At 68.0% G+C, this 20,757-nt stretch carries 23 protein-coding genes, 2 tRNA genes and 1 other RNA gene; 14 read left to right on the top strand and 12 right to left on the bottom strand.

Annotation, left to right across the window (positions count from 1 at the left end):
* Positions 1-51: 51 nt before the first annotated feature.
* Positions 52-525 carry a TRAM domain-containing protein gene (locus Q0916_RS03750; protein WP_299234578.1) on the bottom strand — a complete coding sequence of 158 codons (474 nt, stop codon included), beginning with the start codon at positions 523-525 and terminating at the stop codon, positions 52-54.
* Positions 526-627: 102 nt separating this feature from the next.
* Positions 628-1,599 (bottom strand): ornithine cyclodeaminase family protein, encoded by a 972-nt coding sequence (locus Q0916_RS03745; protein WP_299234575.1) that lies wholly within the window; start codon positions 1,597-1,599, stop codon positions 628-630.
* Between the two features lie 133 nt (positions 1,600-1,732).
* On the opposite strand from Q0916_RS03745, the gene Q0916_RS03740 reads away from it, so the two are divergent.
* The 4 genes from Q0916_RS03740 (at position 1,733) to Q0916_RS03725 (ending at position 5,205) form a co-directional block, all read left to right on the top strand.
* Positions 1,733-2,173, top strand: coding sequence for a universal stress protein (locus tag Q0916_RS03740; RefSeq protein WP_299234572.1), 441 nt, complete (start codon positions 1,733-1,735; stop codon positions 2,171-2,173).
* Positions 2,170-4,434 carry an amino acid permease gene (locus Q0916_RS03735; RefSeq protein ID WP_299234569.1) on the top strand — a complete coding sequence of 755 codons (2,265 nt, stop codon included), beginning with the start codon at positions 2,170-2,172 and terminating at the stop codon, positions 4,432-4,434. Before Q0916_RS03740 ends, Q0916_RS03735 begins: the two co-directional genes overlap by 4 nt.
* 200 nt (positions 4,435-4,634) lie before the next feature.
* On the top strand, positions 4,635-4,952 hold the full coding sequence (locus Q0916_RS03730) for an RPA12/RPB9/RPC11 RNA polymerase family protein (RefSeq protein WP_299234566.1): 318 nt from the start codon (positions 4,635-4,637) through the stop codon (positions 4,950-4,952).
* A 46-nt stretch (positions 4,953-4,998) separates the two neighbouring features.
* The gene (locus Q0916_RS03725) at positions 4,999-5,205 is read left to right on the top strand and encodes a hypothetical protein (protein ID WP_299234563.1); all 207 of its coding nucleotides are present in this window, start codon (positions 4,999-5,001) and stop codon (positions 5,203-5,205) included.
* Between the two features lie 106 nt (positions 5,206-5,311).
* Here the strand turns inward: Q0916_RS03725 and Q0916_RS03720 are convergent.
* The 4 genes from Q0916_RS03720 to Q0916_RS03705 all read right to left on the bottom strand — a co-directional run bounded on the left by Q0916_RS03720 (position 5,312) and on the right by Q0916_RS03705 (position 9,866).
* Positions 5,312-5,382, bottom strand: a tRNA-Gly gene (locus tag Q0916_RS03720).
* 51 nt (positions 5,383-5,433) lie between these two features.
* Positions 5,434-6,078: a class I SAM-dependent methyltransferase gene (locus Q0916_RS03715; protein ID WP_299234560.1), complete on the bottom strand. Its 645-nt coding sequence runs from the start codon at positions 6,076-6,078 to the stop codon at positions 5,434-5,436.
* 50 nt (positions 6,079-6,128) lie between these two features.
* A complete protein-coding gene (locus Q0916_RS03710; protein ID WP_299234558.1) occupies positions 6,129-8,174 on the bottom strand; it encodes a type II secretion system F family protein in 2,046 nt (681 codons plus the stop codon).
* Entirely contained in the window at positions 8,175-9,866 is a 1,692-nt protein-coding gene (locus Q0916_RS03705) for a type II/IV secretion system ATPase subunit (RefSeq protein ID WP_422656517.1), read from the bottom strand.
* 102 nt (positions 9,867-9,968) lie between these two features.
* On the opposite strand from Q0916_RS03705, the gene Q0916_RS03700 reads away from it, so the two are divergent.
* On the top strand, positions 9,969-10,418 hold the full coding sequence (locus Q0916_RS03700; protein ID WP_299234552.1) for a DUF5793 family protein: 450 nt from the start codon (positions 9,969-9,971) through the stop codon (positions 10,416-10,418).
* Positions 10,419-10,470: 52 nt separating this feature from the next.
* Here the strand turns inward: Q0916_RS03700 and Q0916_RS03695 are convergent, their stop codons facing one another.
* From Q0916_RS03695 to cyaB, 3 genes are all read right to left on the bottom strand, one after another.
* Positions 10,471-10,923: a DUF5804 family protein gene (locus tag Q0916_RS03695; RefSeq protein WP_299234550.1), complete on the bottom strand. Its 453-nt coding sequence runs from the start codon at positions 10,921-10,923 to the stop codon at positions 10,471-10,473.
* A gap of 69 nt (positions 10,924-10,992) precedes the next feature.
* Positions 10,993-12,198, bottom strand: a complete 1,206-nt coding sequence (locus Q0916_RS03690; RefSeq protein WP_299234549.1) for a methionine adenosyltransferase — start codon at positions 12,196-12,198, stop codon at positions 10,993-10,995.
* A gap of 96 nt (positions 12,199-12,294) precedes the next feature.
* Positions 12,295-12,858, bottom strand: a complete 564-nt coding sequence (cyaB, locus tag Q0916_RS03685) for a class IV adenylate cyclase (RefSeq protein ID WP_299234546.1) — start codon at positions 12,856-12,858, stop codon at positions 12,295-12,297.
* Positions 12,859-12,950: 92 nt separating this feature from the next.
* On the opposite strand from cyaB, the gene Q0916_RS03680 reads away from it, so the two are divergent.
* A complete protein-coding gene (locus Q0916_RS03680) occupies positions 12,951-13,952 on the top strand; it encodes an FKBP-type peptidyl-prolyl cis-trans isomerase (RefSeq protein ID WP_299234543.1) in 1,002 nt (333 codons plus the stop codon).
* Between the two features lie 122 nt (positions 13,953-14,074).
* On the opposite strand, the gene Q0916_RS03675 is transcribed toward Q0916_RS03680, so the two are convergent.
* A complete protein-coding gene (locus tag Q0916_RS03675) occupies positions 14,075-14,977 on the bottom strand; it encodes an acyltransferase (protein WP_299234540.1) in 903 nt (300 codons plus the stop codon).
* Between the two features lie 144 nt (positions 14,978-15,121).
* Here Q0916_RS03675 and Q0916_RS03670 point away from each other — a divergent pair, with 144 nt between their 5' ends.
* The 7 genes from Q0916_RS03670 to Q0916_RS03640 all read left to right on the top strand — a co-directional run bounded on the left by Q0916_RS03670 (position 15,122) and on the right by Q0916_RS03640 (position 19,202).
* The gene (locus tag Q0916_RS03670; protein WP_299234537.1) at positions 15,122-16,180 is read left to right on the top strand and encodes an aldo/keto reductase; all 1,059 of its coding nucleotides are present in this window, start codon (positions 15,122-15,124) and stop codon (positions 16,178-16,180) included.
* 134 nt (positions 16,181-16,314) lie between these two features.
* A complete protein-coding gene (locus Q0916_RS03665) occupies positions 16,315-16,653 on the top strand; it encodes a DUF5811 family protein (RefSeq protein ID WP_299234534.1) in 339 nt (112 codons plus the stop codon).
* Positions 16,654-16,734: 81 nt separating this feature from the next.
* Positions 16,735-17,007 carry a ribonuclease P protein component 4 gene (locus tag Q0916_RS03660; RefSeq protein WP_299234531.1) on the top strand — a complete coding sequence of 91 codons (273 nt, stop codon included), beginning with the start codon at positions 16,735-16,737 and terminating at the stop codon, positions 17,005-17,007.
* Between the two features lie 87 nt (positions 17,008-17,094).
* Positions 17,095-17,343, top strand: a complete 249-nt coding sequence (locus Q0916_RS03655) for a YhbY family RNA-binding protein (RefSeq protein ID WP_299234528.1) — start codon at positions 17,095-17,097, stop codon at positions 17,341-17,343.
* Positions 17,340-18,260, top strand: coding sequence for a mechanosensitive ion channel family protein (locus Q0916_RS03650; protein WP_299234525.1), 921 nt, complete (start codon positions 17,340-17,342; stop codon positions 18,258-18,260). The genes Q0916_RS03655 and Q0916_RS03650 overlap by 4 nt, the downstream gene beginning before the upstream one ends.
* 143 nt (positions 18,261-18,403) lie before the next feature.
* Positions 18,404-18,716: signal recognition particle sRNA (gene ffs, locus Q0916_RS03645), an RNA gene on the top strand.
* A gap of 96 nt (positions 18,717-18,812) precedes the next feature.
* A complete protein-coding gene (locus Q0916_RS03640; protein ID WP_299234522.1) occupies positions 18,813-19,202 on the top strand; it encodes a DUF5798 family protein in 390 nt (129 codons plus the stop codon).
* Positions 19,203-19,240: 38 nt separating this feature from the next.
* Here the strand turns inward: Q0916_RS03640 and Q0916_RS03635 are convergent, their stop codons facing one another.
* On the bottom strand, positions 19,241-19,660 hold the full coding sequence (locus Q0916_RS03635) for a CoA-binding protein (protein WP_299234521.1): 420 nt from the start codon (positions 19,658-19,660) through the stop codon (positions 19,241-19,243).
* Between the two features lie 92 nt (positions 19,661-19,752).
* Positions 19,753-20,586 (bottom strand): geranylgeranylglycerol-phosphate geranylgeranyltransferase, encoded by an 834-nt coding sequence (locus Q0916_RS03630; protein WP_299234518.1) that lies wholly within the window; start codon positions 20,584-20,586, stop codon positions 19,753-19,755.
* 92 nt (positions 20,587-20,678) lie between these two features.
* Here Q0916_RS03630 and Q0916_RS03625 point away from each other — a divergent pair.
* Positions 20,679-20,753: transfer RNA gene (locus Q0916_RS03625), tRNA-Arg, on the top strand.
* Positions 20,754-20,757 lie beyond the last annotated feature (4 nt).

Below are 20,757 nucleotides of genomic sequence, written 5' to 3'. Positions count from 1 at the left end.
CCCGTCCGGGTCGCGCCTCCGATCACCGCGGCGCGACCACGCGCGAGCGCCTCAGTCGTAGTAACTCAGCCGCTCGATGACGTCCGCGAAGGCGACGTTCTCCTGGACGTCGCTCACCTCGATCCTGACTCGCTCGCTCCGTTCTGTGTCCGGGACGATGATGACGTAGCCCCGCTCGACGCGGGTGATCCCGTCGCCCTGGCTGCCGATGTCCTCGATCTCGACCGTCCGCGTCTCGCCCTCCTCGACGGGCGGGTCGGGTCGCCCCGGATCGGGGTCGGGATCGGGATCGGTGTCTCTGCCGGTGCCGGACCCGGACTCGTCCCCAGTCGTCGCCGGCTCGCCCGCCGCCTCCGATTTCGGTCCGGTCCCGTCGCTGGCCGGCAGGAGCGCGACGCGGTAGGTCCCGCCCTCGTCGATGCGTCCGAGTTCGAGTTCGCGATCGGGAACATCGAGCACGTACGACCCGTCCCGTTTCTCGACGGTCGCGGAGAACAGACAGTAGAGTTCCTCGGATACCCTCATAGATGTTCGTACTACCAACGCGGCCGCTCGTGACTTGATTCCACCGGTTCGATGGGTGGCCCCGTCGGCGTGTCGCGCGCTCGGCGCGTCTCGCCGGTCGCGTCACAGCGGCGTCTCCGATCCCGCGCCCGCCTCGCGGGCCCGCCGGTACACCGCCGCCCCCGCGGCCGCGTCCATCACCGCCGAGCCGACGCTCTCGACGACTATCGGTCCGGCCGGAGGTGCGTCCGTCCGCCCGTCCGCGAGCGCCGCCCCCAGCGAAACGAAGTCCTCGGCGTCTACGCCCGCGGCGATCGCGTCGCCGATCCCGGCCGCCTCGCTCGGCACGTCGGCGAACACCGCACTCGCCGCCTCGAAGACGGCCGGATCGAGCTCCTGTGTGTCCTCGGTGAACGCCCCCACGGCAACCACGAGGGCGCTTGAGTCCAGCGCGTCGGGCGGAAACACCGGCTCGGTCGCCGTCGTCGCGGTCACGACGACGTCGGCCCCCTCGATAGCCGCCCTCGGCGTTTCGACGGCGCGCGTCGGAAGCCCCTCGTCGGCGAGCTCCGCCGCACACTCCCGCTTCGAGTCGCTCGGTGAGTAGATCCGCACCGACGAGAGGCTCGTTACGGTCGCGATGGCGCGGGCCTGCCACCGCGCCTGTGCGCCCGCCCCGACGATCCCGAGCGTCGCCGCCTCCGGGGCGAACCGCCGGACGGCGAGCGCCCCGAGACACCCGGTCCGCGCGTTCGTGACTGTTGTTCCGCCCATGAACGCCTCCGGAACGCCGGTCTCGGCGTCGGTCAGCGCGATCTGTGCGTGAACCGTCGGCAGTCCGCGCTCGGGGTTTCCGTCGTGGACGCCGACGAGTTTCGTCACGTAGTACGCCTCGCCGTGGACGTAGGCCGGCATTGCGATCGCCGTCCCCTTCGCCCCGGCGCCGTTGGCGTCGGTACCGACCCGAAAGTGCGGCCGCTCGGGGCGCTCGACGGCCCCCGACGCCTGCTTTTTCAGCGCCGAGCCGACGGTATCGACGAGCGACGACAGATCGAGCACCGACTCGATCTCCGCGTCCGAGAGCACGAGCACCATACCGAGCACCGTCGGCGGCTCGCGTCTTAGTCCTTTGTCGGCGCGGCCGTCGTCGAACGCTGGCGGTCCGGCCTCGGCGGCGTCTGAGCGGCCGATTCCACACACTTTTAAAAGAGCGGCCGCGTCACTCGGTATGACGGACAGCGCCGACGGTGCCGACCGGGATCTGCTCGCCCACGCTCTCTTGCCGGTCGCCCACGAGAACGACGCCCGCAGGACGGCGCTCGCGCTCGAACCGTACCGGCCGGAGCGCGTAACGACGCTTCACGTCGTTGAAAAGGGCGACGGCGTCCCTGACAAAACGCCCGTCGAACAGTCCGAGGAGATGGCGGAGGCGGCCTACGCCGCCGTCCGTCGGGTGTTCCCCGACGCCGACGACCACACCGCCTACGCGCGGGACATCCTCGAGGCCGTTTTCGAGGCCGCCGAGGAGGTCGGCGCGAGCGCGATTGTCTACTGTTCCCGGGAGGGCAACCGCATCACGCGGTTCCTCTCGAAGGATCTCTCGATCGGGCTCGTCACGGAGGCCGACCTGCCAGTGATCGCGCTCCCGTCGCCTGGTTCTGACGGATGAGCGACGAGGAACTCGCCAAGGACCTCGGGTTGGTCTCGGCTATGACCATCGGGATCGGGACGATGATCGGGGCCGGCATCTTCGTGTTGCCCGGCGTCGCCGCGAACGCGGCCGGCCCGATCGTCGTCGTCTCCTTCGTCGTCGGCGGCGTGATCGCGATGGTCAACGCGCTGTCGATCTCGGAGCTCGGCACCGCGATGCCGAAAGCCGGCGGCGGCTACTACTACATCAACAGGTCGCTCGGACCGATGTTCGGCTCGATCGCCGGGATGGGCGACTGGATGGGCCTGGCGTTCGCCTCGGCGTTCTACTGCATCGGCTTCGGCCAGTACCTGGCCGTCTTCGTCGGCCTGCCCGCGGTCGGGTTTCTCAACCCCATCCAGATCGGCGCGCTCCTCGCCGGGCTCGTTTTCGTCGGCGTCAACTACATCGGCGCCAAGGAGACCGGCGGCGTCCAGACGGTCATCGTCTTTGTGTTGCTCTCGATTCTCACCGTCTTCGCCGTTGCGGGCTTCTTCTCGTTCGACTACGCGACGCTCGCCGGCGAAGGCGGGCTCACGCCGTTCGGCGCCGGCGCGATCCTCCCGGGAACCGCGCTCGTGTTCGTGTCCTTTCTGGGATACGCGAAGATCGCAACGGTCGCCGAGGAACTGAAGGACCCGGGCCGGAACCTCCCGATCGCGATCATCGGCAGCGTCGCCATCGTGACCGTCGTGTACGCGATCCTCGTCACGACGATGCTCGGCGTCATCCCGTGGCCCGAACTCAGCCAGGACGCGCCGGTCGCACAGGCCGCCGCGGCCGCGTTCCCCTCGTCGATCGGGCCGATCGGCGGCGTCGCTGCGGCCGCCGCCGCGGTGATGACCGTCGGCGCGCTGTTGGCGACGGCCTCCTCGGCGAACGCCTCGATCCTCGCCTCGGCGCGGATCAACTTCGCCATGGGCCGAGACAGGATCGTCACGAACTGGCTCAACGAGATCCACCCGAACTTCGCGACGCCGTACCGGTCGATCCTGGTCACCGGCGGGCTCATCGTCGTGTTCATCGCCTTCCTGGGCCGGGACATAGAGGTGCTCGCGAAGGCGGCCAGCGTGTTACACCTCATCGTGTACGCGCTGATGAACGCGGCGCTGATCGTCTTCCGAGAGGCCGATACCCCGGCGTACGACCCGGATTTCACCGTGCCGCTGTACCCGGTCACGCCGGTACTCGGTGCGGTGTTGTCCCTCGGTCTCGTCGCGTTCATGGACGGCATCGAGATCGCGCTGTCGGCGGCGTTCGTGATCGCCGCGGTGGTGTGGTACTTCGCGTACGCCCGGAACAAGACGGACCAGCAGGGGGTCCTCTCGGAGTACGTTCGGAGCCGCGGCGACACACTCCCCGATCAGGTCGTCGGCGCCGCCGACGCCGTGGCGCCGACCGGCACCGACGGCCCGACGATCATGGTCGCCGTGGCGAACCCGCGGACCGAGAGCGCGCTGATAACGCTCGCGGGCGCGGTCGCCAAACACAAGGGCGGACGCGTGCTCGCGACGCACATCGTCACCGTGCCCGATCAGACGTCGCTTGCGACCGCCGCCGAGCACAAGGCGGAGCTCGACACCTCCTCCGAGAGGCTGCTCTCGGATGCGAAATCCGACGCCGAGGCGTTCGGCGTCCCGATCGAAACGAGAACGATCCTCTCGCACAGAGGCGTCACGGAGGTGTTCGACGCCGCCCGATCGCACGACGCCGACACCGTCGTGATGGGCTACGGCGGCACGCAGTTCGCCGGCGGTCGCGCCGAGGGCACCATCGAGGAGCTCACCCACGAGCTCCCTTGCGATTTCCTCGTGTTGGACGGCGGATCGCTCGATCTCTCGGACGTGCTCGTTCCGACCGCCGGGGGGCCGTCCTCGGATCTCTCCGCGGAGGTCGCCCGGGCGCTGGGAGACACAATCGGGGTGGACGTTTCCCTGCTCCACGTCGTGGCCCCCGGCGGGGAGGACGCCGGGCGGACGTTCCTGCGCGAGTGGGCCGACGGCCACCAACTGGGCGACGCGGAGTTGCGGGTTGAGTCCGGCGACGTGGAGACGGTGATCGGCGAGTTCGGCCCCGAGTACAGCCTGGTGGTCATCGGGGCGACCGAGCGGGGGCTTTTGTCCCGGATCGTCCGCGGGTCGCTCGCGTTCAGCACGATCAACGAACTCGAGACGCCGGTGCTGTTGACCGAACGCCCCTCGTCGCGGTCGCTCCGAGAGCGGATATTCGGGCGGCGCTGAGATGTCGCGGCGATGCGTCTCCGATCGGCTCGGGTCGGGATCGACAAGGCGGGGCGCGTCGCGTGCGCTCTCCGCGTCGGCTACGCCGTCACTGGCGACCGAGCGCCCGGAGACGGCACAGCACAGCCGACGCGAACAGCTGCGCGCCGACGGATCGGGCGCCAACACATATATCAGCCGCCCGCGTGTCCCGCGGTCACATGCAGTTCTGCGACGAGTGCGGTTCGATGATGCACACGGAGGGCGACGCGTGGGTCTGTCGCTCCTGTGAGAACGAGACGCTCCGGGACTCACAGGCCGAAGCGGCGATGACGACTCGGGACGGACAGCGCGACGACGGGGCACCCGCCGTGGCCGACGCGACCGACGATCCTGCCGAGACGACACGAGAGCCCTGTCCGGCAGAGGGCTGCGACAGCGACCGGGCCTCCTCCGAGATGATGCCGAAGCCGGGCGGCTCCTACGAGGTCCGGCTGTCCACCTGCGTCGAGTGCGGCCACACGTGGCGGGGGTCCTGAGGCACCCACCGAACGAACGAAGCGGCGCTCTCAAGAAGCGGATCACATGACGAGCGGGACGGCCGGTCTCTTCGCCGTTGCGGTCCCCGGGTTCGTACTGGGGGTGATGATGCTCGTGAAGACCCACGCGCTGTTGCGGTTCCGATCGCCCGGAACGACCGAGAAGGGGATCATCCCGAACTGGAAGGTCAGGGTGTGGCAGGGGATCGGAGCGACGGTGGCGCTCTTGAGCGTCGGACTCGTGTCGTTTTGAGCGCTCCGATCGCGACGGAAACGGGAGAGACGGGGGCGCTCGTCTCGCCCGCCGCGACCGTGTGTACATCGGGCGTCGCCGCCGTGTTTCGGTGCGACGTACAGGATGCGCCGACCGGGATTTGAACCCGGGCCATGAGCTTGGAAGGCTCAGGTCCTACCGCTAGACCATCGGCGCGCAGTCTCGCGTAACACCACGCCGTATAAGGGTCTTTTCGTTGTCCGCGGCTCACTCCGAGCCGACGACGGCGTAGCAGTTCCCGCTGGAGACGAACGACCGATCGACCGAGAGGCCACTCGCCTCGAGGTCGGCGTCGAACGACCGCGGCGCGTATATGTGGTAGTACCGCGGGACGGTTTCGCCGCCCGGGAGCGTCCAGTCGATCTCAGTGTCGAACCCCTCGCCCGCCTCGTGCTCGTCGGCCTCGAAGCGGTCGTGTGCCGTGCTCCAGGCGCTCACGATGGCGCTCCCGCCGGGTTCGAGCACGCGGGCGAGTTCGTCCAGGCTCCGCCGCCGGAGCTCCCGGCCGGGGACGTGGTGGAGGGTCGCAACGTACACCGCCAGCCCGACGCTGTCGCTTCTCAGCGGAAGCGCGGTCGCGTCGCCTCCCAGAAACGCCGCCGACGGGACCCGCTCTCTCGCGATCGAGAGCAGCTCCCCGCTGACGTCGAGCCCGACAACTCGGTCGGCGCGCTCGGCGAGCAGCTCCGTGTGGCGGCCGTTGCCGCAGCCGACGTCGAGCGCGCACGCCGCCCGACGGTCCGCACAGAACGACTCGACCTCGGGCCAGGGGTACTCCCGGGTCGCCGCGAAGTGCGCCCCGATCCGCTCGTAGGTCTCCCGCACGCCGGCGCGGTCGTCCGTCCCGTCCATACGGGTCGTTCCGACAGCACCGACAAGAAGACGGCGGTCGGTCCGGCCGATCAGACGACCACGACCAACACGACGTACGTGATCGCGAGCATCGCCGTTGTGTGCTTCAGACCGTCCTTGATCGAGCCGTTACCCATGACGCCGCCGACGAGCCCGGAGACGACCGACTGGATGATCGCGGTGTGGAAAAAGACGAGACGGTACGCCGCGCGGTCGGCGCTACCGATGCTGCCGAGGCCGGGCGCTCCCACGCCGCCGACTCCTGTCCCCGTGCCGCCCCCGATCGAACCGGTGTCGGGGAGACTCGGTATCAACACCTGCTCTAAGGCGCCGATGACGATCAGGAAGACGAGAAACGACACGTAAATGACGACGAGATACGTGAACATCTCCTGTTTTCGCTTCCGACGGAGCGCGAGGTCCGAGCGGGCCTGTCTCGCGGCGATCCGGAGCACCGGCCCGATCTCGTTGGAGGCGTCCATCGCGTTCGTGATGAGCGTCACGACCCGGGTGACAGAGGGGGTTCGGACCCGCTTTTCGAACCGCGAGAGGGCCTCTTCGACCGTCGCGCCCCAGTTCATGTCCCGCCAGATCCGATCGACCTCGTCGTCGAGCGATCCGAGGTCGCTCCGCTGGACCCGCTTGAACGACGAGACCATCGCGATGCCGGCCTCGTTGAGGCTGGCGAGCCGCTCGAGGAGGTCCGGAACGGCGGCCTCGAGGCTGCCGAGGCGGCGCTTTTTGTACTCGTAGACGACCGCGAACGTCCCCGTCAGAAAGAGCGTCGCCTGCACGAGGAGGTCATCGAGGACCTCAACGTCGATCCCGCCGCCGGAGAGCGCGCTCGGAAACCGGTAGGCGGTCACAGCTAAGGCGATCGGGACGGTGAGATACAGCACGCGGGCGGGCCGCTCGACGATCGATGCGACCGGCGTCCTGAGCGCCTCCAGAACCGACCGGATCCGCCGGTAGGCGAAGAGTCGCTCGTGGTTTCTCGACGAGCCCGGACGGACGTAGCCGCCGTCGGCCTCGACCGACGGACTCCCGTTCGGCGCGGCCGCTCCGGACTCCGAGCGCTGCCTGTCGGCGCCGGCGCGAAGCGGCTGCGTGATGTCGAGGAGGTACGTCAAAAACAGCAGGTTCGTCGCCGGCAACACGAGGTACGTGATCGCGCGCATCACGAACAGCGTGTCGCCGACCGTCAGCCCGATTATGAGCAGGATCGTGATCAAAAACAGCATTCCGGCGACGACGATGGTGACGTACACCTCGGAGGTCGTTGCGAGCACGTTCAACATCTCGGCCTGCTGCTCTTCGGCCTCGTTGCGGTAGCGTTCGTACTGCTCTTCGAGAAAGTCCGACACGCTGCCGCCGCTTTGGAGCACGCTCGCGAGGTTCTCCGTGAACGTCGAGAGCTGCTCGGAGGGGGTCCGCTCGGAGAGGTCCTCGACGGCCGTCACGACGTCGACGTTGAACAGGTCCATGTTCCGAACCGCCGTCCCGAACTCGGCGGCTCCCTCCCCGAACACCGCCTCGTTCGCATCGAGCGTCCGGAACACGTCCGGGACGGACATACCCCCGCGGCTCAGCGCGTACATGAACGCGACCATCCGCGGGAGCCCCGCGTCGATCTGTCGGCGCCGCGTGTCGGCGCGGGAGGCCGGCAACTGCCACCGCAGCGCGTACGTCCCGACGCCGGCCACGACGCCGAACCCGAGCCCCGAAACGGCAAGCAGGCCGAACTGAAGCGTGTCGAGGGCCGGGGTCGGGCCGAAAAACGACACCGGGTCCTGCCAGAGGCCGTACGCCTCGGCGACGGCGAACGCCCCGAGACCCAAATACACCCCCAAGATCCCGCTCGACACGCCGACCGCGGCCGCGTACAGGTACGTCTTGCTCGCGTACTCCCGGTACGGAACGCCTACGGCGGCCGAGCGCAACAGCCGCTCGCGCGCGGCGCTGTGTTCGATCGCCCGCCCGCCGAAGACCCCGAAGGCGGCGAGCGTGAGTCTCCGATTCAGGCGGGCGCTTGCGAGCGCCGCGAGCAGGAAGACGGCCACCGCGAGCGCGGCCGCCCCCGGAAGAAACCGGAGCATCTACTCGCCCTCGACGCCGACCGCTTCGGCGTCGATGTCGATCCCCTCGGACGCCGATTCGATCCGCTCCATCACGCGGTCCGGCGCGACGTAGTACTGGTTGACCATCGCGGTGAACCGCTCGAAGGCGGTTATCTCGCGCTCCCGGAGGAACTGGAGGAACCGCTGTCGGCGCCGGAGCTCCTCGAGGAGCTCCGCCTTCGACCAGCCCCGCTCGTCTCTGATCTCGCCCATCAGGTTCGCGGTCCGCTCCTCGAAGCTGTCGGCGCCGGAGTCCCACCGGTAGGCTCCGGTGTAGTCGAGATCGCCCGTCCGCTGGTCGATGCCGTCGATCTCGGCGATCGTGTTGGCGCGCCGGACGCGCTTGCCCTCGAAGCGCGCGAGCGTCTGAACGCAGAGGACATCGAGCGATTGGACCATCGACCGGGGGACGTTGATCGGTTCGTTCTCTAAGCGGTTGATGACGGTCTGCACCGAGTCCGCGTGCATCGTCGACAGCGTCGTGTGGCCGGTGTTCATCGCCTGAAACAGCGTGATCGCCTCCTCACCGCGGACCTCGCCGACGAGGATGTACTCGGGGCGGTGCCGCAGCGACGCGCGGAGGAGGTCGTACATCGTCACGTCGGCGGCGGCGTCCAGGCGCTCGCGGGTCACACACGAAAGCCAGTTGTCGTGGTGCAACGACAGCTCGCGCGTGTCCTCGATGGTGATGAGCTTCGAGCGCGGCGGGATGAACATCGAGATGGCGTTCATCGAGGTCGTCTTGCCCGAGGCCGTGCCGCCCGCGAAGACGATGTTCTTGTTGTGCTCGATCGCCATCCAGAGGTACGCCATCTGTTCGAGCGAGTAGGTGCCGTACTCGAGGAGGTCGATCGGCGTCAGCGGCTCGTCGCTGTACTTCCGGATCGTAAAGGCCGACCCGTGCGGGGTCACCTCCTCGCCGAGTGCGAGCTCCGCGCGCGACCCGTCCCGGAGCGTCGTGCCGACGATCGGGCTTCCGACCGAGAGGTGCTGGCCCGCCTGCTGGGCCATCCCGACGACGTAGTCGTCGAGTTCGTCCTCCTCGAAGGAGACGTCCGTTTCGATGTCCTGGTAGGCCTCGTGGTAGGCGTACAGCGGGATCCCGTAGCCGTCACAGGAGATGTCCTCGATGTGGGGGTCGTGCATCAGGGGGTCGATCCGGCCGAAGCCCTGAAACTCCCGGTAGAGGTAGTAGTACAGGCGGTAGAACCCGGCGACGTTTAGCTCGACGCCGTAGCGCTCGAGTCGGCGTCGGAGCTCCGTCCTGAGCGCCTCCTCCGGGGGGCCCTCGTGGGAGCCGTACAGAAGCGGCGTCCTCACGTCGTCGTAGAGCGTCTCGATGAGGTCGCTCTCGAAGCGATCCAACTCCGGCTCGACGGCGTGATACCGGTGTTGGCTCTCGTCGTCGTCGTACGTAACGGCGGCGTAGGCGAACGGCGGGTTCAGCCAGTAGCGCTCGACGATCCGACCGTCGAAGGAGCGGTCTTCGACGATGGCCCCGGTCTCGCCCGGGCGGTAGGGCTCGCCCGGAACGGACGAGCCACGCAGGGCGGCAACGGCGGTTTCCAGCCGCTCTCGGAGCCCCGCCGACGCGCTTTCAGATCGGTTTTTCGACATGATGTCTCCGTTCGATCCGCGTTCGATGGGAGAAGCTTTCGCGCCTGAGGAAATAAATGTCCGCCACGTTCGGGAGCCGGCGACGTCGGAACACCGAGGCGTCTGACGGGGGCGTTACGTTCTTGCGTGGTGGACACGTACGGAAGGACAACAGGGATGCGCCGCGATTACTTCAGCCTCGATGCGGTGGGTGTGCAGACCGACGGGTCCGGCCGACCGACGATGCGGATCACGTACGAGGGCCCGACCGACGAGTTCGAACCGCGCCTCCGGCGCGGCGACACGGTGCTCGACGGCGGCGGCGTAGACGTCGCCTACCGGCTTCAGGACCCCCTCGACGCCGGGTCGCCGACCGGCGTTCTCGCCATCGCCGACCGCGTCACCGGCGAGTACGTCCTCGAACTCAACGCGGGGGCCGACGCGGTGCTCGATGTCGCGGGCGCCGTCGCCGAGGCCGACGAAGCCGACGGTCGCTACCGGATCGTGATCGAGACCGACGGGGGCGACGAGCTCGCGACGTACGACAAGTCGACGCTTCTCGTCTACGACCACAACGGCGACCTCCTCCGCGATCGGAGCCTCATCCCCAGCGGCGTCGAGATCTGACGCCTCGGCTCCGGCTCCGTTTCCGCCCCTGGTTCCGACCTCGCCGCCCTGATCAGCCGCCGAACTCCGATTCGGTCACCCGCACGACGAGGGTCTCCTCGACGTCCCGGAGGTCGTACTCCGGCACCTCGCGGCCGGTTCGCGCCGCGAACATCGGCTCTAGGAGCCGCCCCTCCTCAACGCCGAACACCTTCAGGTACCGCCCCGAGTCCTCGGGCGCGCACTCGCCGTCGCGGATCGCCGCCGCGAGGTCCCGCGAGAGCCACTCCTCGGCGCTGATCGAGGGCTCCGAGACCATCGCCTCGGCGACGAACCGGACGAGATACCAGTTGAGGTCGTTCAGGATCGAGACGGCCCCCCCAAGCGAGACGGTCCCCAGCGCGACGGTGTTCTCGTAGGGGCTCGCGAGGTCGTACGTCGAGAGCGCCTCGCGGGCGGTCTCGCGGCTAAGGAGTTCATACCGGAGTTCGACGTCCTCGTCGCCGACGAGACAGACCCGCGTCATGCGTCGACGTTGTGAGGGGAGAAAAAAGCGGTTTCGCCTCCCGGCCTCCCGGTCCGCCGGTCCGTCGGATCAGAACGTCGTCAACTCGCCGTCGATGACGCGTTGGGTGATGTCGGTCACGTTCGCGAGTTCGGCGTCGATGATCTCGCTGACCTCGCCTTCGATGTCCTCGACGGAGACGCCGTCCTCGGTGACGAGGGCGGCGTCGGCGACATGCGGGCGGTCGATCGGCTGTCCGATCTGCGAGAGCAGGCGGATCCGGATCTCCTCGATCCCGTCGACGTTCGCGACGACCGTCCGGGCGATCTCCGTCGACAGGAGGTTGTAGATCTTTCCGATGTGGTTGACCGGGTTCTTCCCGGAGGTCGCCTCCATCGACATCGACCGGTTCGGGGTGATGAGCCCGTTGGCCCGGTTGCCCCGCCCGACGGAGCCGTCGTCGCCCTGCTCGGCGCTCGTTCCGGTCGTCGTCAGGTACACGGAGCCGTCCTCGTAGTCGTCGGCGGTGTTGACATAGACGGTCACGTCGCGTCGGGTCCGCTCGGCCGCGAGGTCCTCGACGAACCCCCGGACCCCGTCGATCACCGCTTCGTACTCCCCGATGTCGGCGACGTGCTCGTCGACGATCGCGACCGCGACCGTCACGTCGATCTCGTCGCCCTCGCGTTTGCCCATGACCTTGATGTCCTGGCCGACGGCGGGCGTCTCGTCGCTGTACCGGCCGTTGAGCTGTCTCTCGGTCTCCAAGACGATGGTCTCGGTCTCTGTCAGCGGGGCGTGTCCGACGCCGAAAGAGGTGTCGTTCGACATCGGCACCTGCGTGCCGTCCTCGCCGAACACCTCCTGAAGATCGCCCGATCCCTCGCCGAGCCTGATGTCGACGACGATGTCGGTGCCGAAATCGATGAACGGGAACCGCTCGGTGATGTACTCGCGGGCCGCCCGGAGCGCGATCGTCTCGGCCGGGATCTCCGTGCCCTCGTACTCCTTTGTCGCCCGCCCGGTGATGAGCAGGTAGATCGGATCGATGACCTCGCCGCCGCCGAAGGCGGGCGCGGCGCTGCCGGCGACGAGTTGGGTCTCGTCGGTGTTGTAGTGCAGCACCTTGCCGACGCGATCGATGTAGGCGTGTGCGAGCGCCTGCGAGACGTGCTCGGCGATGCCGTCGCACAGCGAGTCCGGATGGCCGAGCCCCTTCCGCTCGACGATCTCGACGTCCTGTGCCTCGACCGCGCGGCCGACGGCCGGCTCGACGCGGATGTTTCGGTCGGTCATTGCCCGCCCGTACTCCGTCGCCGGTTCTATAACTTACGGAAACCAAACAGAACAAATACATTACTCCCACGCATCCGACGCGCCGGGGGCGCGCCCTCACTCCGCGTCGTCCAACAGGAGCCCGAGATACGAGCGACGGATCTGTGTGTCGGGGTCGAGTCCGAGTTGTTCGAGTACGTCCACGGCGCCCTCCCGGGCCGGCTCGATCGTCTCGGCCTCGGTCTCGACCTCGACGAACTCCCCGAGCCCCGAGACGGTGTCGAGCGTCACCGTATAGCCGTCGTAGCGAAACCGCTCGCGGTCCTTCTCGACGGTCGCCGCCGCCTCGAAGCCCAGTTTCCCGAGGATCGACGCGAGCGTCTCGCCGTCCGCGACGCCGGTCTCGAGCTCCGCGCGCGTCTTCGATTCCGCCTCCAGCAGGGGCCCCTTGTACGTCACCCGCGTCCGGTCGCCCGCTTCGTCGTCCTCACTTTCGTCCTCGCTTTCGGCCGTTTCCCTGCGGATCCGCAGCGCCTCGTCGGTGTCCGCGAACGACCGCGTCGGGTGATCGTAGTACGTGTCGACCTGCCGGACGCGACCGGCCGATCCGGCATTGAGCGCCCCGAGGCGCTCGCGGAGCCGGTCGTGGTCCGCCCGGAGTTTCATTTCCACTTCGTACACACCGCTTCACTCTCGCCCGACGCTGAAAAAACGCCGTGCTCGTTCGACGGTGAAACGTGATTGTTAAGAGTGCGACGGCTGTCGTAAGGAGTATGAGCGACGAATCCGACGCGGTCGAGGAGGCCGAAGCGGCCGACGAGGAACCGACTCAGGCCGAGACCGGGGAGCCGGACGCGGACGACGAGGACGAAACCGAGGGACTCCAGAACGGCGATTTCGTCCGGATCGGCTACACCGCCCGGACCGTCGACGAGGGGCAACTCGTCGACACGACCGACGAGGACGTCGCCGAGGAGGAAGGCGTCGCCGATCAAGGCGAGTTCGAGCCCCGCGTCATCGTCCTCGGCGAGGGGCATCTGTTCCCCGAGGTCGAAGACGACATCCGCGGCACGTCGGTCGGCGAGACGGGCAGCGTCGTCGTGACCGCCGAGCAGGCCTTCGGCGAGTACGACGAGGGGGAGCTCCAGACCGTCTCGGCCGACAAGATCGACGAGGACGACCGCTACCCCGGCGCTCGCGTCCAGATCGACGGCGAGCAGGGCGTCCTCGAGACCATCATCGGCGGGCGCGCTCGCGTCGATTTCAACCACCCGCTGGCCGGCGAGGACATCGAGTACGACTACGAGGTCCTCGGCACCGTCGACGACGACCTCGAACAGGCCCGGGGGCTGTTGAACATGTTCCTCGATCTCGACCTCGAGATGTGGGTCCAGACCGACGAGGTCGAGGAGACGAGCGTCGTCGAACCGGACGACGAGGAGACGGAAACCGAAGGCGAGGCGGCTGAGGCCGAACCCGAAACCGTCACCGAAACCGTCGAAAAGCGCACGCTCTACGTCGAGTCGACCCCGCAGCTGTCGATGAACCAACAGTGGATGATGCAGAAACAACAGATCGCACAGCAGCTCATCGATCTGACCGACATCGACCGGATCCTGATCCAGGAGATCCTCGACGGCGGCATGGGGATGGGAATGGGCGGCATGATGGGCGGGATGGGCGGCGGCGGTGGCGTCCCCGACGACGTCGACATCGAGGAGGCCCTCGAGGACGCCGACATCGACGCCGACGAGATCGCCGACGAACTCGAATAGCGCGAGCGGTCCCGCTCCGCCGCCGATCCGCGCTCTCCGTTCGTGTTTTTCGCCCGTCGCTTTTCGTCTCTCAGTTGTCGTTTCTCACTGCTCGGACCTCGGCTTCCGCCGGGCGCGCTGGGTTATCTCCCCTGCGGTTCGAGGTCCCGCTGGAACTCGTCGAACGCCTCGAGCCCCTCGGGGAGCGTGTACTCGAGGCGCCGCCGTTCGCGCGCCGACTCGTGCTCCTCGTCGATCGGCTCCGCGACGTCCTCCCAGCCGGGCTTGATCCGGACGCTTTTTGCCGGTTGGCCGACGGCGACGTGGTGGGCCGGGATGTCAGACTGGACGACGCTTCGCGCGCCGACGATCGCGTTCTCGCCGACCTTACAGCCCGCCCGGATCATCGCGTCGAACGTGAGCCGCGCGTCGTCCTCGATGATCGTGTGGTAGTTGTCGACCTTCGTCTGGTCGACGATGTCGTGGTCGTGGCTGTAGACGTGGACGCCGTCGGAGACCGACGCCCGGTCCCCGATGCTCAACCGCCCGCGGTCGTCGAGGTGGACGTCGTCGTGGACGACGACGTTGTCCCCGACGGCGATGTTGTGCCCGTAGGTGAACGTGATCCCCTTGAAGAACCGACAGCCCTCGCCGCACTCCTCGAAGAGGTGATCGGCGAGCATGCGCCGAAACCGGAGCGCGAACTCGACGTTGTCGGCCATCGGCGTGGTGTCGAACTGTCGCCAGAGCCACTGGAGGTGCTTCGATCGCTCGAAGGCCGCCTCGTCTTTCTCGGCGTAGTACTCGCTTTCGAGCGTCGCGTTACACGGGTCGTACCCCTGGAGCCGCACGCGGGCGGCGGGCGAGACCCTCTCGCCGTCCTGCCACCGCTCGTAGGCGTCCCGATCGCCGTGGAGGTCGACGAGCACGTCTTCGACGACCGCGCAGGTGTCCTCGTCGCTCGAGAGCCGGCTATCGACCGTCTCGAGGAACGCTTCGAGGCCCTCCTGCGCCTCCGCCGGCAGCGAGACGTGACGCTTCGTCATACCCTCCCTCAGGGGCGTGTGGTTGTTATGGGTTGCTGTTGTGTGCGTCCCCCGCGCGTCCCGACGCCCTCGGGGACCTCGGCGCTTGGCCCAGAACGCGGGACGAACCACGGGTGATAAGTGCAACAGCGACCAACGGACGGTATGCACTACCGAACGCTCGGAACGTCCGGCGTCGAGGCCTCGGAGATCGGGTTCGGAGCCTGGGTCGTCGGCAGCGACTGGTGGGGCGACCGGAGCGACGAGGCCGCGATCGAGATGGTCCGACACGCGATCGATCGAGGGATCACGTACTTCGACACCGGCGACGTCTACGGGCACGGCGACTCCGAGCGGCTCGTCGGACGCGCACTCGAGGGCCGCCGCGAGGAGGTCACCATCGCGACGAAGATCGGCTACGACTTCTACGACAACCCCCAGGCCGGCCACGGCGAACTGCCGAAGGAGATGCACCGCGAGTACCTCGAGGACGCCTTCGAGCGGTCGCTCGATCGCCTCGGCGTCGAGCGGATCGATCACCTCCAGTTGCACAACGCCAACGCCGACGAGATCGACGCCGACGTCCTGGAGTTCCTCGACGAGCTCCGCGAGGGCGACCGCGTCGACGCGATCGGGCTGGCGCTCGGCCCCTCGATCGGCTGGCTCGCCGAGGGCGACATGGCGATCGAACGCGAGTTCGACGCCGTCCAGTTGGTCTGGAACCTCCTCGAACAGGACGTCGGGAACCACTTCCTCGAGACCATCGAGCGGACCGGCTCGGAGACGAGCCTCGTTCCCCGGGTGCCGCACTCCTCGGGGCTGTTGAACGAGCAGGTCCGCCCCGACACCGAACTGTCCGAAGGCGACCACCGCGCGTACCGCCCCGACGCGTGGTACGAGACCGGCTGGGAGAAACTCGAGCGGCTCCGGTTTCTGGAACGCGACGGCGACCGAACGATGGCGCAGGCGGCCCTGCAGTACCTCCTGTATCACGACGCCGTTGCGACCGTGACGCCGACGTTCCGGACCCGAGACGACATCGACGAGTGGGCCGCCGCGAGCGACGTTCCGCCGCTGTCCGACGAGGAGTACGAGCGGGTCCGGGAGCTGTACGCCGCCGACTTCGGCATCGAGGGCGACGACGGGATGGACGCGCTCCGGTCGTCCGTCGGCGGCGAGGACATCGACGCGGCCGGCCTCGACAAGGAGTCCGCCGGGAGTTGAGACGCCGCGGCGCAGCGGCCCGACGGACGCGACTCGGTGTGATCCAAGCGGTGGGACCGACCTGAGGCGACCCGATCCGACCCACGTCGGCCGGGGGGTTTTTATTACCGTGTCCTGTATCGGGGCTGTACTCAATGCACGGAAACGCGCCATACGCCGGGCCGTCGGACGGGGGGACCGAAGCGACGCCGGAACGCCGACGGACGCTGCGTCGGGACCTCGTCAGCATCGCGGCGTCCACCCGAGAACTGCTCTCCGACGAGTTCGTCGTCGGCGGCGAGATATCGGACGACGACGGCTCGCTCCGGGCGACCGTTGCGGTGCAACCGCCTGCCGGATCCGTCGTCTCCGCCGGGTTCGAAACGGAGAGCCCCGAGCTCGACGACATCGACTCGATCGCGGCCGACCTCGCGGCGGGGGCTGTCGTCGAGGCCAAACACGCGGCCCGCGACACCCACCGCGTCGCGAGGTAGGCGGCCGGCGACGCGCTCCGTTTTTGATTTCGGTTCGGTCCGTTACCGAACGGTTTTATCCGACACGGAGAACTGTACGGCATGTCCGTCGCCGAGGAGCGCATCGAACGGCTGGCTGATCTCGCCGGCGAAGCCGCCCGTTCGGGCGCCGAGGAGCTGGCGCGCCGCTACGTCCGGCGGGCCCGCCGCATCGCCGAACGCAACCGCCTCTCGCTTCCGAAGCGGATCACGCGGTTCAGCTGCGATCGCTGCGACGCGTACCTGCGTCCCGGTCACAACGCGCGGGTCCGAACGAGAAACGGCCACGTCGTCGTCACCTGCGCGTGCGGCGAACACGCCCGGTACCCGTACTGAGCAACGCGGCGAGCGGACCTCGCGTCCGGACGATCGGTCGCCGCCGAGATGTGTCAGATTTTTAGGCGGCCCCCTAATAAACGACGTATGACATCGACGGATCCGAAATCGCGGGTACACGACACGGAGGTCACCGTCTGGGTCGGCAAGTCGGGGATCGACCCCGTCACCGACGAGCTCTCCGAGCAGCTGTCCGACAGGGGCGTCGTGAAGGTGAAATTCCTCCGGGCGGCCCGGGCCGGGACGACGACGGAGGACCTGGCTAGTGACCTCGCCGAGCGAGTCGACGCCGACCTCGTCGACACTCGCGGTCACACCGCGGTCTATCAGCGATGACGCCACTGCAGGGCGGTGTCAGCGGGGCGTTCGCGCGCGTCCTCGAGTCGGTCGGTGTTCCGGCGGAGATCGCCGCCTCGGCCGGCGACGCGATCCTCGGCGGCGCCATCTTCGTGGCCGTGCTCGTCGCGCTCTACGTCATCGGCAAGCGCGCCGTCCTGCCGGTGTTCAACGGCGTGTTGAACGCTCGCGGACTCGACAGACACGCGAAGGTCCCGCTCCGGAAGCTCCTGTGGATCGTCTATCTCTTCGTTGCGATCACGGTCGCGTTCGGCGTCGCCGGGTACAACGGGTTCCTGCGCTCGCTTGCGACCATCGCCGCGGCCGCGACGCTCGCGATCGGCTTTGCGATGCAGGACGTCCTGAAGAACTTCGTCGCCGGCGTGTTCATCTTTACCGAGAAGCCGTTCAAGATCGGCGACTGGATCGAGTGGGACGACAACGCCGGCGTCGTCGAGGACATCAGCCTGCGGATCACGCGCGTTCGGACGTTCGACAACGAGCTTCTGACGGTCCCGAACTCACAGCTCACCGACGACGTCGTCAAAAACCCCGTCGACGCCGACAAGCTCCGGCTCAAGTTCGTCTTCGGGATCGGCTACGACGACGACATCGAAGCGGCGACCGACATCATCCTCGAGGAGGCCCGCGCCCACGACGGGATCATGGACACCCCCGAGCCGTCCGTCCGGCTGACGGAGCTGGGCGACTCCTCGGTCGGGCTCCAGTCGCGGATCTGGATCCGCGAGCCCTCTCGCGGTGACTTCGTGAAAACCCGCGGCGAGTACGTCCAGCGCGTCAAACAGCGCTTCGACGAGGAGGGGATCGACATCCCCTACCCCCACCGGACGCTCACCGGCGGGATCGACGTGGCCGAAGGGCCCGTGGCCGCCGAACAGCCCGACGCCGGGGTCTGACCCGCGCTCGGCTTAGTCTTTGGATCCCGCCCGCTCGTCTCGTCTCCGCGCCGCGTTCGCGTCCTGCTTTGGATCTCGGTCCTCTCGACGCCCGGGAGCGACCGCCGAGCCGAAAGTATCTTAAGTCGTACTCGACTATCGCAAGTCGGACTAGGTCGGGCGGTTAGGCCCCGCTCACAACCCACGGTATGGTCTTCAGTGGGGACCGAATCCGGGGTTCGTCCGGACCAACCAGTACGGGCCCCGCAAGCTAACGTCGAAACCTCGTCCCACGAGGGCAGCGGTCCGCATGCCGACGTCTGCAGGGACGTTCGGGTGCGGTTAACCGCGGGCAATCCGTCAGGCACGGAAGTGAGCAGCGGACCCGCGGACAGCTGTCGCCCGTGGGGTCGCGGGGTGGAGGAGGCGCGCGGGAATACCCGTACTGAGCGGATCGGGCACCCCTCGGGTCCACCATTCATCGGCTCTTATCCATCCGTTCTCTGTGATCGGCCCGCCGGCGGGACCGTCCGAATCGCAAGGCACACAACCGGCCCCGACGAACCCACGATCATGGGACTCGGCAGCGCGACAAAGAAACTCCAGAAGGTCGCGGACATGGGCGAGGAGCTGTACAGCAGACTCAACGAGCTTCGCCAGCAGATCCACGAGGTTCGCCGCACCGTCGGCGAGACGAACGAGCGCGTCGCAACGCTCGAAAACAAGGTCGACGGCCAACAGGCGATCCTTGAGGCGCTCGCCGAGGCCGAGGGGATAGACGTCGACGAGATCCTGACCGAGGTCGCGATCGAGGACGCCGACGACAACACCGACGCCGGGGGCGAGGACGAGGCTGCCCCGGCCTCCGACTCGACCGGCCGCCAACGGACGGTTCCGGACGCGGAGACCGACGACCGCACGGAACGGCCCGACGACTCCGAGGGCGCGACCGACGGAGCCTGAGGCGATCGAAGAGCGCGTCCGTCGTCGCCCCTGCCCGATCAACCGTTCTGCCCGATCAGCCGCTGGTACTCGACTTTGAGACAGCGGTCCTCGACGTAGCGTTTGCCCGCCGATTCGAGCCGCGCGCCGGCCTCTCGATCCCGGATCCCGAGTTGCGTCCAGACGGCGCCGACGTCCGCCCGTGCTATCGCCTCCTCAACGATGCCCGAGACCTCCTCGCTCGGTCGGAACACGTCGACGAGATCGATCTCCGCGTCGACCTCCGAGAGCGAATCGTACGGTTCGACGCCGAAGATCTCGTCGGCGTAGGGGTTGACCGGAACGATCTCGTACCCGCGGTTGCGCATGAACTTCGGGACCGCGTGCGCCTGTTTGTGCGGCGTCGCCGAGCAGCCGACGACGGCGATCGTCTCCGATCCGAGTACGTCCCGTAGCTGTTCGTCCGTTTCGACAGGCATACCGACTCTAAACCGCCGCGGGACAAAAACCCACGCGTGCGTCTGCGAGCACCGGTACGCGCCCACCGCCGCACGAATAAAAAGCGGTCGGATCAGAGGACGATCGTCGCCCGGCCGACGACGAAGGCGACGGCCGCGAGGAACATCGACGCCTTGAGCCACGCTTGCCCCGTGGCCGGATCGCCGAACGAGCGGTACGTCCCGGTGAGCAGCCCGATAACGGTCGGTGCGAGGACGAGCAGGTACGTCGCGCCGAACGTCCCCCGGACGTACGGCACCGGACTCACGACGACGGCACCCCCGATACACAGCGCCGCGATCCCGAGTGCGGGGCGCTCGCCGAGCACGATCGGAAGCGTCCGGAGGCGTTCGGCCCTGTCGCCCTCGATGTCCTCGACGTCCTTGACGATCTCCCTGGCCATCGTCGCGCCGGCCGCGAGCGCGAACAGCACCGAGACCGTCCCGAGATCGCCCCCGACCGCGGCGCCGCCGTAGAGGAACGTACTCCCCGTCAGATACGCGACCAGCGCGTTTCCGACCCCCGGCAGGCCCTTGAACAGCTCCGTGTACGCGACCAGCGCAGCGAGGTTGACGACCGCGATGACGACCGCAAGCGGGGGCAACAGAAGCGTCAGCCCGACGGCGATCACGAAGAGCGTACTACTGAAGACGAGCGCGGCTCTCGGCGAGACCGCACCCCGCGGGATCGGCCGCTCCGGGCGGTTGATCGCGTCGATCTCTCTGTCGAAGTAGTCGTTTATCGCGTTCCCGCCCCCGGTCGCAACGCCGGTCGCGAGCGCGGCCGCGACCGTCGCGACCGGCTCCGTCAGCCCTGCCGCAACGAACGCGCCGATGAACGTCAACCCGGCGGCGGCGATCGCGTTTCCCGGCCGCATCAGCTCGATCGCCCCGCGGACCCGACTCATACGGGACCCGTCCGCTGGCATCGGCATAAGAGACGCGAAACGGCGACGGAAACCACGGGACTTAAGCGCCGGTAGCGGATAACGCCGGTTGAGGGCGCTTAGCTCAGTTTGGACAGAGTACTTGGCTTCGGACCAAGCTGTCGCGGGTTCAAATCCTGCAGCGCCCATTCG

The sequence above is a fragment of the Natronomonas sp. genome (assembly GCF_028274965.1).
Classification (GTDB): domain Archaea; phylum Halobacteriota; class Halobacteria; order Halobacteriales; family Haloarculaceae; genus Natronomonas.
Note: the sequence above shows the minus strand (reverse complement) of the source record. Positions and strands in the feature narration are given on the sequence as shown.